We start from the raw sequence: 18,430 nt of genomic DNA on the forward strand, positions 1-18,430 counted from the left end.
TTATCCGGCTGGCAGTATGCACTCACCCTCAGAGGTTGAATTGACCATGACCCCTCTTAAACACCTTGCCTCATCTTCATCACTGGCAGCTCTGCAACACAAGATGGCCGACACTCACCTGCGGGAACTGTTTGCGGCTGACCAGGATCGATTCGAACGCTACAGCCTGGAAGCGGCAGGCCTGTTCCTGGATTACTCCAAGAACCTGATTAACGACGATGTAATGTCATCCCTGATAAAAATGGCTGAAGAAGCCAGGCTGCCAGAAGCCATTCAGGCCATGTTCCGGGGTGAGAAAATCAATAACACCGAACAGCGTGCCGTGCTGCACACAGCTCTGCGCAACTTTGGCACAGATCCGGTCATGGTGGATGGCGAAGACGTCATGCCCAAGATTCGTGATACCCACGAGCGCATGAAACGCATTACCGATTCCGTGCACTCGGGTGAGTGGCAGGGTTTCACCGGCAAACCCATCAAGCACATTGTCAACATTGGTATTGGCGGCTCCTACCTGGGCCTGAAGACAGCGATTAATGCCCTGACCCCCTACCACGTCGAAGGGCTTGAGCATCACTATGTCGCCAATATTGATCCCAGCGAAATTTCCGAGGTGTTCCGCAGGATTGACCCGGAAACCACTCTGTTTATCGTGGCGTCCAAATCCTTTAGCACGCTGGAAACCTTACAAAATGCCCAGGCTGCCCGCGCCTGGATGCTGGCAAAAGGCTGTGCCGAATCTGATATTCGTAAACACTTCGTGGCTATTTCCACCAACCTGAAAGCCATTGATGAATTTGGCATTGCCCAGGAAAACACCCTGCCATTGTGGGACTGGGTGGGTGGTCGTTACTCCCTGTGGTCCACCATTGGGCTGATGATCAGCCTGGTGGTGGGCTTTGAAAACTTCCAGAAGTTGCTCAAAGGGGCCTGGGAGATGGACAAGCATTTTGCCACAGCCCCCTTGGAAAAGAACATGCCGGTGATCCTCGGTATGCTGGGTATCTGGTATCAGAACTACTTTGGCTCAGAGTCCCAGGCTGTTATTTCCTACGATTACTTCCTGCGAGACTTCCCCGGCCATTTACAGCAGATGGATATGGAAAGTAATGGCAAGCAGACCCGCAGGGACGGCAGCAACGTCGATTACCAGACAGGTGCCGTTATCTGGGGTGGTACAGGGACTAATGACCAGCACGCTTATCACCAGCTGCTGCATCAGGGTACACGACTGATTCCTGTTGATTTTATTGCTCCGGCCACCAGCCATAATCCACTGGCTGAACAGCATCCGTGGCTCTTTGCTAACGCTCTGGCCCAGAGTCAGGCGATGATGCAGGGTAAAAATCTCGATGAAGTCCGTGACGAGCTAACCAGTGCCGGCATGAGCCGTGCCGATGTTGATGCCCTGGCCCCTCACAAAGTGATTCCCGGCAACCGCCCCAACAACATGATCGTGCCTGAGAAAATCACTCCGGAAGTGGTGGGTGCCCTGGTGGCGCTTTACGAACAGAAAGTTTTTGTCCAGGGAACCCTCTGGCAAATCAACTCTTTTGATCAGTGGGGCGTAGAACTGGGTAAGGTGCTGGGCAACCGGGTTTATGATCGCCTGAAAGAGAGCGGTGCGACTTGCGATCAGGACAGTTCCACCAATGGACTGGTTAACCGTTTCAAGCGTTTTAACAGCTGATTAAGGCTGAAAAAATCGGCATCTATTGAGATTAGATGCCGTTTGACACCCTCCCACCGTAAAAAATACGTTTACAAAGACTTGTAAAGCGAATCCAAATCCAAGCTGCCCAAAAACTCTTCGAAAATGGTTGTCAGCTCATCGGATTTGAGCACCAGGGCATGACTGGCATTGTGCGCCTGCCTCAAGTAGTCATCCTTAACAGCATTTTGAAACGGTAAAGAGCTATGAATATTACCGAGCATGACACTCAGCTCTTCTGGTGAGGATGGATCATGAGCGCCGTATAGCGATTCATTCGTGTAGTCCCCAATCTGTGCATCTCCCCAACAATAGGTTAAACAACCGCCTTTCGAGTGTGCCTCTTCATACAGGTAATAAGCGAAGGCCTGATTAATCGCGCAACATAAGTGTGCTATTAAATCATCCAAAAGCTTCTGCCCATCCCACGGCACCTCATCGGGCTCCAGTCCGAGTTTTTCCACCAACTGCTTCAAGTAAGGGCTGTTGTTAATTTTTCGTACAAACAGGGCATCGACCTTTTCCGTAACCGTGGTGTTTTCCCATAAAGGTTGCCCCAGGATAATCACCGGACGGTGGTTCGCCTTGCCTGAAGTTGACTGCACAAATGCAGGTTGGTTCATCAGTATTCGTTCTATATTCGGAATACCACCGGGCTGGTCCGTCCAGGCCTCCTCTACCGATAAGCTGGCAATTTTATCTTTCAGGAATCGCGAAGAACCATAATGAGCATGAGTGACAAAATGGACAATATCTCCACGCTCCTGGAGGCGTTTATAAGCCGATAGAAAATCCTGATTATTTTTTTCCCTGGACAATAGCTGCTCATACCACTTTTTCAGACAACAGGCGGCTTTAACCTTCAGTTCATCGATGTCTTCCAGCTGTACCAATAGATCATGGTGTCCAGTGGCTCCCTTAATATCGCTCTCATAATCCAGCACTGGATCCAGCCAACCCAGTTTCATGGCTTTAATGGCAAATTGACGCACTGAAGGCTTGTTCAGGTCACAGCTCCGCAGCACATAAATCAGTGCAAGCAGCCATCTGTAAGGGGTGACTCCGGCCTGATCAACGACTTTTGAATGGAATGACTTGAGTATTTCAGTGACCTGATCTGCATCACTGTCGTGCAATATTTGTATGACTGCCTCCGTGATCGGCTTGAATGCCTCCTCGTAATAGCCCAATGCTTCTATTCCCAGTGACTCAATCATTAAGATGCCTATGGCAAAGGCGGTGAAGTTTTTTTGCTGCCAAAGGTTCATTAGTATTTCAGAAGTATTTAGATGGTTGTCTGGCAACACATTATTTGTCTCAAGGTTTGTCTCAAGGTTTGTCTCAAGGGCTTTGTTCAGTTCCTCAAGACTCATGCCACAAGCTTTAGTCAGCGTTTGCTGTTGTGCTAAATCAGCCTCTTTCAGCAGGTTTTTCAGAAGCGCTTTGGTCTTGCTCAATGCCGCGCTGGAGTCCCTTAACTTGCAGGTGAGCTGGAAGTCAGGTGTGATTTTTGTCTGCTGTACAGGCGCCCCGCCTAAATCCACTGACTCCCAGGTTTGGCCGCCATCCACCGAGTACTCGGCAAAGATGTGGGTGTGGCTCTCCATTTGCCGACATGGAATCCCGAAATAACGACACATAGCAATAAAAACAGGCACACGATGACGACAGCTGCCTTGTCGCTGTGTTACGAGAAATTTAAAGAAATTTTTATGGTTGTCTGCGGGTATATTCTTACCGGAAAACTGTTGGCAATAGTCCGTGATGGCCGCAATTCGTTGTCTGGTGCTTTTGGCGTCCTTTATTCTCGACAAAGGTGTCTGTAATTCCAGTGGTTGTTGCTTAATCGTTGTAAACAGGTCTTTCAGTACGGTTTTCATACCTTCTGAGCAATGGACATCAAACCCTGACTGGACACGGTTTTTTTTGCCGGATTTTCTGGGTTCTACGACATAAGTCACTTGAATACTCTGGTCAGCTTTAGCTTCTGGAATAAACAATGTATGAAGCCCGGTATCTTGATGCCTGAACAGGATGTATTCCACACAGGGTTCTGTGCGCATGGCCGCAATATAGTCGTCAGGTGTCAGGCTAGGCAAATTATAGTGGCCGTTCTTCGATGATACCTCCAGGGTTCCCAGCGTTTGATCACTGGCCAATGTCACTTCCTCATCATGCCCCGGCAGCGGGTCAGGCATCAGGGTTTCGGTCCTCTGCATGTATTGATCGCCAATCTCGATCAGTTTGATGTCACCCGCGTCAGTCACATAAATATCCTTTGCCAACAAGCGATACATCAGGGAGGAAGGGCTCTGCGTATTAAAAACTATACGGTTGTCAACTTGTGGCGCCTCCCGGTTCTCATAGTCCGTGCTCTGGTCCAATGTCGAAGCCCCTTGCGCCTGGATCTGGAGGAGGTATTTTTCAGAATTATCCCCCCAATCATTCCCCCAATCATCCCCCCAATGGTCCAGCTGACCAATAACCTGATGCCAAACCACAGGCCACCATTGGGCGGTATTGGCATTCCATGTGTTTATCCGCTGTTCAACCGCCTGAAGATAAGGCTGGTTCGCTGGCATTTTCAGCGTTTGCCCTTCTTCTTGCGTCAGGGGAAATACGCGATTGGCGTCCACGCCCGTCTGGCCAAACTTACCAGCAAACCAATGTTGCTGCGAGTACCGGTACAGTGCCTGGGTGAGCATATCGTCCGACTGATCCGGATTCAGGGAAAGACCGGATGCCTGCCATTTTGCCTGAGCGATTCTCTTGATGATTTCCGTTTTGATTTCCTCTTCATCCAGACGAGTATCAATACAAATTTCATGGTTTTTTTCATCCGTACTCTGGCGATGACTGCGTCGTATCAACCACGGACGATCAAGGTCCGACACTGTTTCGTTAAGCCAGCAGCTCAGATCATAAGCCAGTGCGCCTTCAGTCGTGGTAAGAGCCGGTGACTCAGGCAGTTCCTCCAATGAGAGGTTGGCGGCCATCAGGTAAAGCCGGTAATACTGATTAAGGTATTGATGCAGTCTTTTTTCGGTAAAATCGCCGCCTCTGGTGACGGCCCTGGCAACATTCTGTAAATCAAGGCTGGTTGGCTGCAATGGCCGTTTTTTCTTTTCCAGGTCAGCCCTTATTTGACAATGTTTCTGAGTCAGCTTGTTCGCCGCCATTTTCCCAATCGGGTTCTGTGGCAACACTTTCTCGGCGATAGCCTGCAACTCTGTCGGGTTGTACTGCCGGATGGGCAAATGTCGAAAACGTCCTTTCAGCGCCGGTGATAAGGGTTTTCGCCCACTGTACTCAGGCGGGTTGATGGTGGCAAACAGGTGGAAGCCCGGATGCGCGTCGCCGGCCAGAATATCATTTAACTCACCTTCCAGGTGCTGACTGTCGATCAGATTCATTTCTGAAATCACCACGATGCCGCCTTTGAGTTTTGCCTTGCGAATTGTTTTACAAATTTCGTCCCAGGAACAATCACAGGCATTCAGCAGAAACACCTCTGGCGAGGATTCTCCCCGTTGCAGAGCCTGCTGTCTGACACTTTTAATCACCAGATTCAGCGTGACATCCTTACCCCGTCCGGCCGGCCCTTCAATCAATGTTGCCTGACGACCGCCGTGTTTTCTTTTGTGATGATAAGCCTGCTGGGCACGGCTTAAATCCTGTCCAAGCCGTTGCGCCAACTCACGGACTGCCGATCCGGAGATATCAAAGTCAGGTTGGAATTGTTCGGCGACTGTCGTTAAGTTTTTCTGAAAATCAAGCTGGGTCTGGTTATGAACCTTGTCCCTCAAGGTGTTGTCCGGCTGGTAACGGGCTGCAAACCAGATGTCCAGTGCGGTCAGGGCATCCTGATGAGCTTCGGTGATTTCGGGCCCCAATACATCCCGAAAACTTTGTTGGATCAAACCATTCATTTGCCTGCCAGTCACCGTGTCACCCTCGGTTAACGAACGATCGAGATACCAGCCTGTCCAGCTGCAGATATCCGTTAAATCCCTCGGGGTAAACTCATGTTCTGGCAACAGTTCCTGATAAAAATGCCAGAGTGTCATCACACTCTTGGCGGCACTGCGGGCAATGTCGTTTATTTGAGACTCTTTTATTTGAGACTCTTTTAGTTGAGACTCTTTTAGTTGAGACTCTTTTAGTTGAGACTCTCTTAGTTGAGACTCTGTCAGCTGCCGTTGTAGCTGCTTGACCAAAGCCGGTTCCACGACCCTGTCCCTGAGGAAAGCCTGGTCCAGAGGTGGGTAGTAAACCCTGGACAGTTTCTCTTTCAGAGCCGGGTCCAGCCGACGACCGAAATAATGATCGGGGTTACCCGTGAGAATCACCCGATGTTTTTTGCTGACCGGGACAGGATGGCCATTCACATAAATACAGGGTTCCGGTTCCCATAAGCCGTTTAAGGATGCCAGTAATCCGGGTTTGGCCAGGTTGGCCTCATCCAGCACCAGAGTGACATAGTTTTCTCCAACAGAATTTTCTCCAACAGAATTTTCTCCAACAGAAGCTCCGTCTTTGTCCTGTGAAATGTTGGCCCATTCCATCAACGCCCGGTTTTGCTGCACCATAGAGCGGTCGCCATCGGCGTCCTGCCACTGCCAGCGTTTCATCAGGGTTGCTTCGCTGTCAGAAGGTCCCAGGGAAATGACCTCAGCCGATCCTGAAGCTTTCGCGATTTTGGCAGAAAAATAACTTTTCCCGGTGCCGGTTTCCCCCTGCAGGAAGATAACGGGAGAATCGGTAAGCCGGTCATGGAGTCGAGATAAGCGACGGTGTTCACGATCCTTCTGGCTTATCTCGCCGTGATAAAGATCTGCGGCCAGTGCAGACAGGGGCTCTTCAGCGGAACCCTTCCATACCAGTGATTCAGACAGTCGATGCTTTATGCGTTCAATGCCTTCTGTTTCAGATTTCTCTGTTCTGGCCAAATGAAAACAATCACTAGCCAGCGCCTGAAGCGTATCGGATCGAGTCTCCTCTGGTGGCAAAGTGAACTGCCAGCCGGAAGCCAGGGCATCCTGCAAACGTTTAATCTGTCTGCCTGGCCTGATAGCTAAAGGTGGGCATTGCTTTGTGGCTTCAAGCTCGATTTCCAACTGATAGGCAATTGCCTCTTGCTGTTCTTCAGGCCCATAAGCCACGATCATGGCGCAGAGTGTGTTGAGAAGTTCTTCTTCATCCTCTGGACATGACCATGGGTTTTCATAAGACAGTTGTAGTTTTTCATTAAATACAGCCGGGTCAAAGGCTCTGAGCAACGGCCACAGGTTCTGCTTGACAAACTCTCTATTCAATTGCGGAGCCCTGTTGATGATAGCCGTTAATTGATCCGGGTCTACCCAGGCGGTTTTATCGGTATCCGGCAGTAATTGCCAACAAGCCACTTTCATAAAATCACGCACGGACGGATGTTGTCGGGTGCCATGGCTGAGAGTGCTATTGATGGCCTTGCGCCAGTGGCGAGGCAGGAGCTGTGAAGAATGGTCCAGCTGTTGTGCCCGTCGGGCTGCCAGTATCAGGTTATTCAGCAACCCTTCGGTCATTGCTGGCAGAGGGTTACAAAGGCCGCCAGGCACGGTTGCAAACGCTTGGTAAAGTGCCTGAAGTGCTGGTTCTGGCAGTTGAGCCCGGGGTATACCATACCTGTAGGCATTGATCTTCCAGATATCGATCTTGGGGCACGGCTCACCCCTGGCGATCATCCCATTGAATACTGAAGAGCGGCTTTGCAAAAACTCAGGCCAGAATGTTATGACATGAGCTTGTGGGTAGGCCTGTAATTGGCCATTCACTAACAGAGGTTGCCCAGCCACCAGGGGCTCCAGAAGCTGCTGGAGGGTTGGATTGCTCTCGAGCCCCAGCAGTACCACCGGCCTGCCAGCCGTCAATGCCTGCTGCAACCGGCTCGGACGTCGTTCAAAATGAGCCTTTCGTTCCGAGGTGATACGGATATTATCAAACAGCTGGCCAAGGCTGGTCTGTTCATTGATCTGAATGACCAAAGGTGCTTTCAGGTAATAATGAATCCAATGCCGGGGCTGAGCATGTTGCCGATAAGTGACGACATTAAAGGCAGACCGTTTTCTGAACAGCGGCTGCTCATCGTTTTCTGTCAACCCCAGGGCTTTTGGCTGCCGTTTTGAATGCGTTACCCGAAGCCGGGGCTCCAGGCCTGTGGTCTCGCGAATCGTCTGTAGTGAACCCAGCAAACGAAACCAGAGTGCCTCAGTGAGCGGCGACGTTACGGTGACTACACCACCTGCCCGAATTTGTTCCAGCAGGCAGGTGTTAGGGACGGCATAGCCTCCCGGGGAAATGGCAATCGGGCTCAACCATTGGGCAATATTGCTTTGGTTAATAATGATTGGGTTTCGTGGTGCCTGACAGGAAAGTGCTTTTTCACCACCATGGAAGAGGCTTTGAAAGAGTGAATGAAGCTCGTCATTCTTCACCGGCATTTGATAAAACTGAACATCGTCCGGTAACGGACAGAGCTTCCCATTGCTCTCATAACACTGTTGCGCCAGCATCTGTCGAATCGTCTGCTCAAAGGCCAGGTCCTGCCAGTTGGCCCCTTTCAGAATGACCCGTTGTCCGGCCTTCAATGACTCAAGCCTGCCGGGTCTGTGCTGGATTCGCCCCTGTTGATCCACTCCGGGGCCGCCCAGCAGCAACTGTCGCCAGTCACTGTGCAAGTGGCAGTTAATAAGAAGGGTATTGTCGTCATCCGGGGCATTGTCATCCGGGGCATTGTCATCCGGGGCATTGTCGGCACTGGGGAATTCAGGTAATACCGGAGGCACCTTATTGCCAGTCTGGGCATCGGGCTGCCAGCTATTTCCCGGACGATTAACGCGTCGCCAGAAATCAGCACCGGGGGCCTCATCAGTGTTGCCAACCGATGCCAACTGTGCAGGGTCTGCCACGACCAACAGAGCAACATGCTCGCCCAGGGGGCGTTTCTTATGGCTGACTTTGTCGTACAGGCAGGGGTTGTCCGGATCCAGCAGGTCGTTAAATTTTGGCAGTTCCTCGCTGGTGAGTTTTCTGATATCCACGACCAGAGTTAATGGCTGTGAACCTTCGAACAGCTTGCCCGAACTCAGAGTGTGGCGACCCTCTTCGGAAATGCTCAACCGGGTCACCAGATTAGCCTCTGAGAGGTCGTCGGGATGGGAAATAATAGTGACATCCTGAGCTTCATCACCAGCCCGGGCAGCGCCGGTTCGGCTAACCAAAAGCTGACGGACTTCATCATCGCTGGTGACAAAACGAAAATCGAAAGTATGAGTGGGCTTTTGGGGTGAGGAAGCCAATGAGGATACAGTTCTCACTTTGTCAGGCAGGGTCACCGGAGGTGATGATCTACTGAGTCTGGCCGTTGCTTCGGGGATGGCTTCTACATTTTTTGACCATGTATCCAGCTCTGCCGTACCGGTTGGCGCACCGCTATTAATAGCGCTATCAGGAGCGCTATCAGGAGAGCTATTAATAGCAGGGCTGTTTGTTTTTTCAACAATACGACCATCCATAGTCAACCCTCTTCTGTCACCTAAAGGACTGCATTAAAACACCCTCACAGGGCGGAGAGTGTCAGGTATGTAACGGCAACAGGGTTGCCTGCATCTCCAGAAGCCTGTCTTCAAGTTCTGCCTGATCCACGTCAGACAGTTTCTCTCTGAATAGGCCTACCACATCGAGAAATGCCTTCTTGAGCACTTCATTTTGTTGACTCAGGTCCTGATTCTTCTGCATGACAGAGGGCATATCCCGTTCCAGACGATGCTCCAGATCATCCACTTTTGTTCTCAAGTGCTTCACATCTGTTTTCAGAACCGCATTTCTACGCACGGTATCTTCAGCAAATTCGGCGGCTTCATCCAATTGGGTCTGTTTCTCAAGCTCAAACTGTGCTTTTGCTTTATTCAGTCTGCTGACCTCTTCACGCCATTTTTTCTGCTCTTCTTTTTGGTCACTGGCAATACGGGCAAATTGCTCGCTTTCGGCCTTAACCTCTTTCAGCTGCTTGCTGATATCTCTCAATTCCCAGGCGGCCTGACTGGCTCGCTTTTTATGCGCTCTCTCGTTATTCTGAGCCGTTCTGAGTGCTTGCCTGAGTTCTGACATCTGCTCATCCAACGCCTTCTTCTTCCTCATAAGATCTTGATACTCAAAGCGAGAGACCCCTTGAGAGCCTGTCATCCGCGGATCGGACAAGCTTGCTTCATCCACCGTAGCAAGAGGTTGTGCTAAAGAAGCAGGTTGCTGCGTGCTTGTACCCAGGCTCACATAAGCGCCGTGATCGTCAAACCCGACGCCCGACTCCTGAAAATCAAAACCAGAGCCAAGACCCTGAGCCTGCTCGCTGTTTTCGGGCAACACTTTTAACCTGTCAATGTCAGCCATGGCCTCGGCGTACTTTTTCTGCAACTGCTCCAGCTGGCTTTTGGCAGCATTGTAATCCAGCTGGAAAGCTAATTTAGCCGCCTCTTCTTCATCAAGCTTTTGTCGGGACTCATCCAAATCCTGCCTGAGCTTGCCAAGCTGAGTCTTAAGTGTTCTTTCCATCTGAGAAAGCTGAGCTTTTTGATCGCAGATCACCTTATGCTTAAGCTGTAGCTCCTGCTCAATGGTATCCGCTTTTGTGGCCTTCTCCCTGAGCGTTGCTACCTCACTTCTCAGCTCAAGCCGTTCATTCTCAAGTTGCATTTTGACCCTGCTCTGTTCATCCGTAAGCTGACAGACCTCTTTAGTCAGCGTGTCTACCTGTTGCCCAAGACGAACCGACTCACTCTCGAACTTTTTACGCTCTGACTTTGCCAGAGCGGCCTCACTGCGGGCCCTCTGTTGCGCTTCGGTGGCATTGCTCAGTTCAGCTTTCAGGGCAATGAGTTGCTGTGTCAGTTCACTCACTCTATGCTCAGACTGGCTATAGTCCTGCTCGAATCTGGCTTCGGATGCCAGCAGTGTCTCTTCGGCTTCCCTTTTCTGATGCTCCAGTTCAGTGACCTGAACGGTCAACAATTCGATGCGCTGCTTTTGTGAACTCTGGTCTGACTGAGACTGATTAGAGGCCAGTTGCATTTTTGTATTTAAAGCCAGCAGCTTCTTCCTCAGAACCTCAACGTTCCCGGCCTGTTGGGAGAGTTCCTCCTCCGCTTTAGACTTATCTTCCGAGAGTGTGCGTAATTCGGCTTTCAGGGTTTCCACCTGCCCTTCCAGAGTTGCCCTGGCGTTATTCCACTGTCTGGATTGAGTGATCCAGGTTCTCGTTTCTTCTTCTTTCTTCTGCAGCGCTTCCCTGGCGCTTTGCTCTGCCATGGTCGTCTTTTGTAATAGCGACCGAGTCTGACGCAAATCAGTTTTAATTTGGGCAAGCTTCTCTTTGCTGGTTTTCAGTTCTACTCCCGTGGCTCTCAGTTGTTCAAGTTCTGTCTGTTGCTGACTTAACCGAACTTCCAGCGCTGAAACACGACCGTTAGCGCCTTTTATCCGAGTTTGGGTATCCTCCAACTGTTGTTCCAATTGCGTTTTTTGAGATTCAAGCTCGCTGAAACGCTCTTGCGCCAGTGTCAATTCCTCTTCCAGCCTTTGGCTTTTTGCAAGATACCTGGACGCTTTTTCACTCTCCTTTTTCATGGCAAGACTGAGAGCGTCAAGCTGAGTGGACAGCTCGCGATAATGAGCGCTTTCTTTCTCGTACTCCGCCTTTTTCTCTTCCAGCTCCTTATTAAGCTGGATATTGGCAATACTGGCCTGGATTCTTGCACCACGGACTTGATTGGCAAACTGGCTTCTGAGCTGACGCAGCTCAGTGTCAGAAGACACTTTGTCGGCCTGCAACTTGTCATTGTGCTCTCGTTCTTCAGCCAGCTTGATTTGCAGCTTTTGAATCTGAGCGTCCAGTTGTTTCAAACCTTTTTCAGCTTTCTTTGTCTCATCCGTGACTTGGTTCATTTCTGCGCAGTGTTTCTTTAACTGCTCTTCTACAGCCGCGAACCTTGCACGGGCCTGATCTCTCTCACTCCTGATTTTTTTCAGATCTTTCGCCTGACTTTTTGTTAGCGTCTCTAAGTGATCGCTTTTATGTTGCAACGCTGCCAGATTCTCCAGAACTTCTGATGTTGATGTGGAGCTGGCTTGTGCCGTTTGCAACTGTCTCTGCAATCGAGTGTTTTCGAGTCCCAGTTCAGAAACTTTCGCTTCCATCTCTCTCTGATCCCGTAACTGGGCAGTGAGCTGGTTTAGCTGGAATTCGAGTTGGTCAGCACGTTGGGCTTGTTTAGTTCTTGCGTTCTGTATTTTGTCAACGGCGCCCTGAAAGATATTTATACGACGTTCACTTTCTGATAAATCGATCTTTAGAGTACTGGCTAATTGATCAACACGCCCCATTCTGTGCTGCTCATTCAGCGCCTGGAGCATTTGCTTGTCGCTGTATTTAGCCAGTTGTGTAAGCCCCTGAACTGTCATATCGAGTTCACGCACTTTTTGATTTTTCACTTCGATCATCAGGGCTTTATGACGCAGCTCATTCTCGAGCGAGCGAACCTTGGCCACCAAAACCTTGTAAAAAGATCCTGGAGGGTTTTGATCATCCGCTTGTGAATGCGCCTGCTCTCTTTTTTGGATTTCTGCAAGGAAGGTTTCATTTAACGTCCCGAATTCATCCAGAAGTTCATTAGCCCTTACCTCTATCGCTTGCTGACCCTGATGCTGACTTCTCAACGCCTGATCGTGGCGGGGAATAACCTGACCTAATGAAGCTTCAGCCACACTGACACTATTCAAAATTACACGGAGCTGACGATGGAGCTGGCAGATGCGCTGGTAATCCTTGTGAATACGCTCATCCATTTCCTTCAGTTCAGCCAGAATTTCAGCCTCACTGGCCTTGGTAATTGAGCTGGTTGGCGCGAACATAAGACTGCCAAACCAGGATGGAGACGCTTCTACCGTGCGAAACTCCAGGCGTTTGCCGCCATTCAGAAAACGACTCTGCAGAGGCGGTTCAGGTAACTCTGGCAAAGCCTCTTTTGCCAGAATTATGCTTAACTGACCCTTAATTGCACGACACCGGGTCAATGCATGTTCGGCCTTGCTGCCAGAGTCGTTGCCGGGCCTTTCGCTGGTTGGTAAAACAGGCGTTCTTCCTGAACTTACTGGATTGGTCATAGTGATACTCCTTTCACCACCTTTAAAAATTCATACACCCTTTGATTGTGGGCAGTATGACTTGTTCCCCTTCAAGATCCCGAATAACACACTTGTTAGCCATTCTGACAAAATTTCTTCAGACCGAAGAAAAACCTGCCATTCTCCTCTTAGACTTACGGGCGATTCCCTGTAGTATTCATTCCCCTGAAAACAAAACAAAAGGGGCCTGGACAAAAAAAACACAGGCACCCAACCATTGATGAGAGCGGCAGCAACATGATTGACACATCCCTTCCCCTTACCGACATTCATCGTCATCTGGACGGCAATATTCGTCCCCAGACTATTCTGGAGCTGGGTCAGCAGCACAACCTGACATTACCCGCCGATAATCTGGAAGCTCTGATTCCCCATGTTCAGGTTATGAGTAATGAGCCGGACCTGGTGAGTTTCCTGGCCAAGCTGGACTGGGGTGTAAAGGTTCTGGCGGATTACGACGCCTGTCGTCGAATCGCCTATGAGAATGTTGAAGACGCCCTGAATGCCCGAATTGATTACACCGAGCTGCGTTTCAGTCCTTACTACATGGCCATGACTCACCATCTTGATCCTCAGGGTGTGGTGGAAGCCGTGGTGGACGGTGTGCAGGCAGGTAGCCGTGACTTTGGGGTCAAAACCAACCTGATCGGTATCATGAGTCGTACTTTTGGTCAGGAAGCCTGCCAGCAGGAGCTGGATGCGTGTCTGGCCTTTAAAGACAGTCTGGTCGCTATTGATCTGGCCGGTGATGAGTTCGGCAAGCCGGGTGAGCTGTTTGTCGATCATTTCAAACAGGTGCGTGATGCCGGGCTGAATGTCACCGTTCATGCGGGTGAGGCTGTGGGTGCTGAAAGTGTCTGGCAGGCTATTCGAGAGCTGGGAGCCACCCGAATTGGCCACGGTGTCAGAGCCATCGAGGATCCGGCACTGATGGATTATCTGGCCGAGCACCGTATTGGTATCGAGTCCTGCCTGACTTCAAACATTCAGACCAGCACTTTCCCAAGTATTGAAAAGCACCCGCTCAAGAAATTCCTGGAACACGGCGTACTGGCCACCATCAATACCGATGATCCTGCCGTGGAAGGCATTGAGCTGCCTTATGAATACGAAGTGGCGGCTCCGGCTGCTGGCCTGTCCGGGAAGCAGATTCGTCAGGCTCAGGAAAATGGCCTGACCCTATCTTTCCTGAGTGACGCCGAGAAAGCAGCACTCAGGGCTGCCAAACAGTGAGCCGGTGAAGGTCGGACCTGTCCGGCCCGACCTTCAATGCTGATCCGGTGCTTCTCTGGCTATTTCGTTGCCAGAGGCTTTTCCCTCAGAAAAAGCGCTGGCATTGCTCAGGGTGGTTTTGGCAATAGCCATCAGAGCTTCTTCGGTAAGAAAGGCCTGGTGGCCGGTAAAGATCACGTTGTGGCAGGCTGAAAGACGCCTGAAAACATCGTCCTGAATCACTTCATCGGACAGGTCCTCAAAAAACAGTTCCTGCTCGTTTTCGTAAACATCCAGCGCCAGTCCACCCAGGATTCCTTTTTTCAGAGCGTTCATCGCTGCCATTGAATCCAGCAGCTTCCCTCTGCTGGTATTCACCAGTACCACGCCAGGTTGCATCTGGTTAAAGGCGTCCTCATTGATCATGTACTCGTTGTCTTTCGTTAACGGGCAATGCAGGGTGATTAATTTGCTCTGTTGCAACAGCTGATGCAGGGAAACATAGTCTCCGCCCAGTGCTTCAAAAGCCGGGTTCGGGTAAGGGTCGTAGCCCAGCAGTTGACAACCAAAACCTTTCAGAATTCGGGCGGCAGCAATACCGATTTTGCCCGTGCCAATGACTCCCGCTACACGACCATGGAGGTTAAATCCGGTCAGCCCCTCCAGTGAGAAATTGGCATCCCGGGTTCTCTGGTAGGCTTTATGGGTTTTGCGATTCAGGGTCATAATCAGGGCGATGGCGTGCTCTGCCGTAGCCTCGGGAGAATAAGCCGGAACCCTTGCTACGGTGATACCCAGCTCTGTTGCCGCAGCTAAGTCGACATTGTTAAATCCGGCACAGCGCATAAGCAGAAGCCTGATATTATACTCAGCCAGTACCTTCAGAACTGGCCGACTGAGATCGTCATTCACAAAAGCGCAGACGGCGTCACCCGCTCTGGCCAGGTGAGCCGTTTTTTCATCCAGCTGAATGTCAAAGTATTCCAGTTCAAAACCGTAGTCGGCGTTACACCGGTCAAAATATTCACGATCGTATTTTTTGGCGTTGAAGATACAGATTTTCATCGCTTTACCTCAACTGAATACACCGCACTTCGACAAGCTTAGTGCGAACGGAGTCGGGTATCATACTCAATGAAACCATGTCCCAGGGAGTTTTTTAGTGAAAATAGCCTTTCTATGCCAACGTATGGCAGCCTGGCTAAGCAGTGTCATTATTCTTATGGCCTGTCTGTGGACAGGTGATCTGGTCAGCGTCTGGATCGGCCATGCCCTTCCGGGCAGTATTATCGGAATGCTGCTGCTGGCAGCGCTGCTGGGCAGCGGCCTGATTCGACTGTCCTGGGTTGAGGCCGGTGCCGGTTTTCTTGTGCGCTGGATGTCCCTGTTGTTTGTCCCCATTGGAGTCGGTGTCGTCGATCAGCTGGACCTGCTGGCCAATAGCCTTGGCGCCCTCCTGTTAACCTGTGTTCTTGGGACAGTGATCATTATGGCCGTTGCTGGTTGGTTGTTTCAATGGCTGGAGCGTACACGACAATGACCTTGTTTACGATGCTTGCAAGCACTCCAATGAAAGGCCTGCTGTATTGTTCTCTGACGATAGCCGTCTATCTGATGGCCTGGAAGCTTCAGAATCGTTTCCAGCATTCACTGCTCAATCCTGTATTGATCAGCATTCTGGTACTCGCAGGTATGCTTCTCGCTGGCAATATTCCTTACTCCGATTACCAACAGGGAGGTGACTGGCTAAGCAAGCTGCTGAACATCGCCGTTGTTGCTTTGGGAGTGCCTCTTTATCAACAGATGAGGGAGATTCATCGGGAGCTGCCCGGTGTGATTCTGGTGGTATTTATCTCCAGCCTGTTTGCCCTTGTCAGCACGGTTATCCTGGCGCTTCTGGCCGGTGCCGATGGTCAGGTGGCTATTTCCCTGGCCCCCAAATCGGTGACAACCCCCATTGCCCTGATGATTGTGGATAACCTTAATGGTGTCCCTTCGCTGGCCGCTATTGCCGTCATCCTGACGGGCTTGATGGGGGCTATCTTTGGTTTGCCATTACTGTCGTTGCTGAAAATCACGGATCCCAAAGCCAGGGGCATCGCCATGGGCACGGCCTGTCACGCGTTGGGCACGGCAAGAATGGCGCAAAGCTCACTGAAAGAAGGCGCCTATAGTGCCCTGGCGCTGGTGCTTTCTGCCAGTATCAGCGCCCTGTTAGCACCCTGGGTGGTGCCATGGGTTCTATACTAGGTACCGGTTTAAAGATAAGACAGGTAATAGGCGATGACCCAGGCAACAATCTACCCGGTTCCCGAAGCTTTTAAAGACTCATGGATGAGCGAAGAAAAATATCAGGAGCTGTATCGCTACTCTCTGGAGAACCCGGAAACGTTCTGGGCTAACAAGGCCGAGCATTACCTGGATTGGTATCGCCCCTGGGATGCCATTTATGAAGGGGACTTCGAACGCTGTGAAGTCACCTGGTTCAGGGGGGGACAGCTGAATGCCAGCGTCAACTGCATAGACAGGCATCTGGAAAATCGGGCCGACCAGATCGCCATCATCTGGGAAGGTGACACGCCCGACCTGCAACGCAACATCACTTATCAGGAGATTCATAATGAGGTCTGCCGGCTGGCCAATGGTTTGAAGGCACGGGGAGTTAACCGGGGTGACCGGGTGTGTATCTACATGCCCATGGTGCCAGAAGCCGTTTATGCCATGCTCGCCTGTGCACGCATTGGCGCGGTTCATTCCGTCGTCTTTGGCGGTTTCTCGCCAAACTCTCTTCGCGACCGTATTCTCGACTGTGGCTGTCGGGCAGTGATCACCGCTGATGAGGGCGTTCGGGGAGGGAAGCCTGTTCCTCTCAAACAGAATACGGATGAAGCCCTGAAAGGGTGTCCTGATGTCGACACAGTCGTGGTTTACGAAAGAACCGGAGCCAGGATTGAATGGCAGGAAGGGCGGGATATTTCCTATCGGGCACTGATATCAGGCCAGCCCGTTATCTGTGAACCTGAAGTCATGGAATCTGAAGATCCACTCTTTATTCTTTACACTTCCGGCTCCACCGGAAAGCCTAAAGGAGTTCTGCACAGCACAGCGGGCTATCTGCTTCATACCGCGGTCACATTCCATTACGTGTTTGATTACCACGAAGGTGACGTTTTTTGGTGCGGTGCCGATGTCGGCTGGATTACCGGCCACTCCTATATTGTCTATGGTCCATTAGCCAACGGTGCCACCATGGTCATGTATGAGGGTGTGCCTTTTTGGCCTGATGCCTCAAGAATCTGGGAAATGGTGGATCGTCACCAGGTCAATACGCTCTACATAGCCCCCACGGCCATCCGGGCTTTGATGGCCAAGGGGGATGAATACGTCAAACGAACCTCACGCGCCAGTCTGAAAATTCTGGGAACCGTAGGTGAACCCATTAACCCGGAAGCCTGGCAGTGGTACCACCAGAGCGTGGGTGAAGAACGCTGCCCCATTATCGATACCTGGTGGCAAACAGAAACGGGCGGCATGATGATTACCCCTTTGCCGGGAGCTACGGCGTTAAAACCCGGCTTTGCAACCCGGCCTTTCCCTGGTATCCGTCCCGCCCTTCTGGATAACGAGGGTAATGAGATTGTCGGCCCCGGTGAAGGGAGTCTGGTGATCACCAGTTCCTGGCCGGGCCAGATCAGAACCGTGTATGGCAATCACCAGCGAACCATCGACACTTACTTCAGTCAGTACCCGGGTTATTACTTTACGGGAGACGGAGCCCGCAGGGATGAAAATGGTTATTACCAGATCACCGGCAGAATAGATGATGTCATTAATGTTTCAGGTCATCGCCTGGGTACTGTAGAAATTGAAAGTGCCCTGGTATTGCATGAAGCGATTGCAGAAGCCGCCGTAGTGGGAGTGCCTCACCCGGTCAAGGGCGAAAGCCTTTACGCCTTCATAACGCCCATGGACGGTGTTGAAATCACCGACGCTCTGAAACAGGAACTGTCGAACCTGGTGGTCAGTGAAATCGGTTCATTCGCCCGCCCGGAGGTACTCCACCCATGCCCTGCCCTGCCAAAAACACGCTCTGGAAAAATCATGCGACGCATCCTGCGCAAACTGGCCCAGGGCGAGAAAGATAACCTGGGCGACTTGAGTACACTGGCGGATCCGGCGGTGATTAACCAGCTTTTGGGTTCCGGTTGAAAATCTATAAACCTTGAAGGAGTCCATACGCTCGGCATAGCCACGCTTGCCAATCAAAGGTGAAACTTTTTTATGACCGTA

Annotated in this window: 8 protein-coding genes; 5 read left to right on the forward strand and 3 right to left on the reverse strand. The window is 51.0% G+C overall.

Features of this window, described 5'->3' with window-relative positions; genetic code table 11:
- Window positions 1–46 precede the first annotated feature (46 nt).
- Window positions 47–1,690, forward strand: coding sequence for a glucose-6-phosphate isomerase (gene pgi, locus K7B67_RS19120; protein WP_252177458.1), 1,644 nt, complete (start codon window positions 47–49; stop codon window positions 1,688–1,690).
- Between the two features lie 71 nt (window positions 1,691–1,761).
- Here the strand turns inward: pgi and K7B67_RS19125 are convergent, their stop codons facing one another.
- Together K7B67_RS19125 and K7B67_RS19130 are read right to left on the reverse strand one after the other, a co-directional pair.
- Window positions 1,762–9,264 carry an AAA family ATPase gene (locus K7B67_RS19125; RefSeq protein ID WP_252177459.1) on the reverse strand — a complete coding sequence of 2,501 codons (7,503 nt, stop codon included), beginning with the start codon at window positions 9,262–9,264 and terminating at the stop codon, window positions 1,762–1,764.
- 61 nt (window positions 9,265–9,325) lie between these two features.
- Window positions 9,326–12,907, reverse strand: coding sequence for a hypothetical protein (locus tag K7B67_RS19130; protein ID WP_252177460.1), 3,582 nt, complete (start codon window positions 12,905–12,907; stop codon window positions 9,326–9,328).
- Between the two features lie 258 nt (window positions 12,908–13,165).
- Between K7B67_RS19130 and add the strand changes: the two genes are divergently transcribed.
- Entirely contained in the window at window positions 13,166–14,161 is a 996-nt protein-coding gene (gene add / locus K7B67_RS19135; protein ID WP_252177461.1) for an adenosine deaminase, read from the forward strand.
- A 33-nt stretch (window positions 14,162–14,194) separates the two neighbouring features.
- Here add and K7B67_RS19140 read toward each other — a convergent pair whose 3' ends face one another.
- Window positions 14,195–15,205: a 2-hydroxyacid dehydrogenase gene (locus K7B67_RS19140; RefSeq protein ID WP_252177462.1), complete on the reverse strand. Its 1,011-nt coding sequence runs from the start codon at window positions 15,203–15,205 to the stop codon at window positions 14,195–14,197.
- Window positions 15,206–15,302: 97 nt separating this feature from the next.
- Here K7B67_RS19140 and K7B67_RS19145 point away from each other — a divergent pair, with 97 nt between their 5' ends.
- The 3 genes from K7B67_RS19145 to acs are packed head-to-tail and all read left to right on the forward strand — an operon-like array spanning window position 15,303 to window position 18,349.
- Window positions 15,303–15,680 (forward strand): CidA/LrgA family protein, encoded by a 378-nt coding sequence (locus tag K7B67_RS19145; RefSeq protein WP_252177463.1) that lies wholly within the window; start codon window positions 15,303–15,305, stop codon window positions 15,678–15,680.
- 29 nt (window positions 15,681–15,709) lie between these two features.
- Window positions 15,710–16,390: an LrgB family protein gene (locus K7B67_RS19150; RefSeq protein WP_252177464.1), complete on the forward strand. Its 681-nt coding sequence runs from the start codon at window positions 15,710–15,712 to the stop codon at window positions 16,388–16,390.
- 33 nt (window positions 16,391–16,423) lie between these two features.
- Window positions 16,424–18,349: an acetate--CoA ligase gene (gene acs / locus K7B67_RS19155; protein WP_252177465.1), complete on the forward strand. Its 1,926-nt coding sequence runs from the start codon at window positions 16,424–16,426 to the stop codon at window positions 18,347–18,349.
- Window positions 18,350–18,430: the final 81 nt, after the last annotated feature.

This window comes from Endozoicomonas sp. 4G (assembly GCF_023822025.1).
Classification (GTDB): Bacteria; Pseudomonadota; Gammaproteobacteria; order Pseudomonadales; family Endozoicomonadaceae; genus Endozoicomonas_A.

Bases quoted from the DNA above. Each gene is read 5' to 3' on its own strand.
- pgi (WP_252177458.1), top strand. From the start codon at position 47: ATGACCCCTCTTAAACACCTTGCCTCATCTTCATCACTGGCAGCTCTG.
- K7B67_RS19125 (WP_252177459.1), bottom strand. From the start codon at position 9,264: ATGGATGGTCGTATTGTTGAAAAAACAAACAGCCCTGCTATTAATAGC.
- K7B67_RS19130 (WP_252177460.1), bottom strand. From the start codon at position 12,907: ATGACCAATCCAGTAAGTTCAGGAAGAACGCCTGTTTTACCAACCAGC.
- add (WP_252177461.1), top strand. From the start codon at position 13,166: ATGATTGACACATCCCTTCCCCTTACCGACATTCATCGTCATCTGGAC.
- K7B67_RS19140 (WP_252177462.1), bottom strand. From the start codon at position 15,205: ATGAAAATCTGTATCTTCAACGCCAAAAAATACGATCGTGAATATTTT.
- K7B67_RS19150 (WP_252177464.1), top strand. From the start codon at position 15,710: ATGAAAGGCCTGCTGTATTGTTCTCTGACGATAGCCGTCTATCTGATG.
- acs (WP_252177465.1), top strand. From the start codon at position 16,424: ATGACCCAGGCAACAATCTACCCGGTTCCCGAAGCTTTTAAAGACTCA.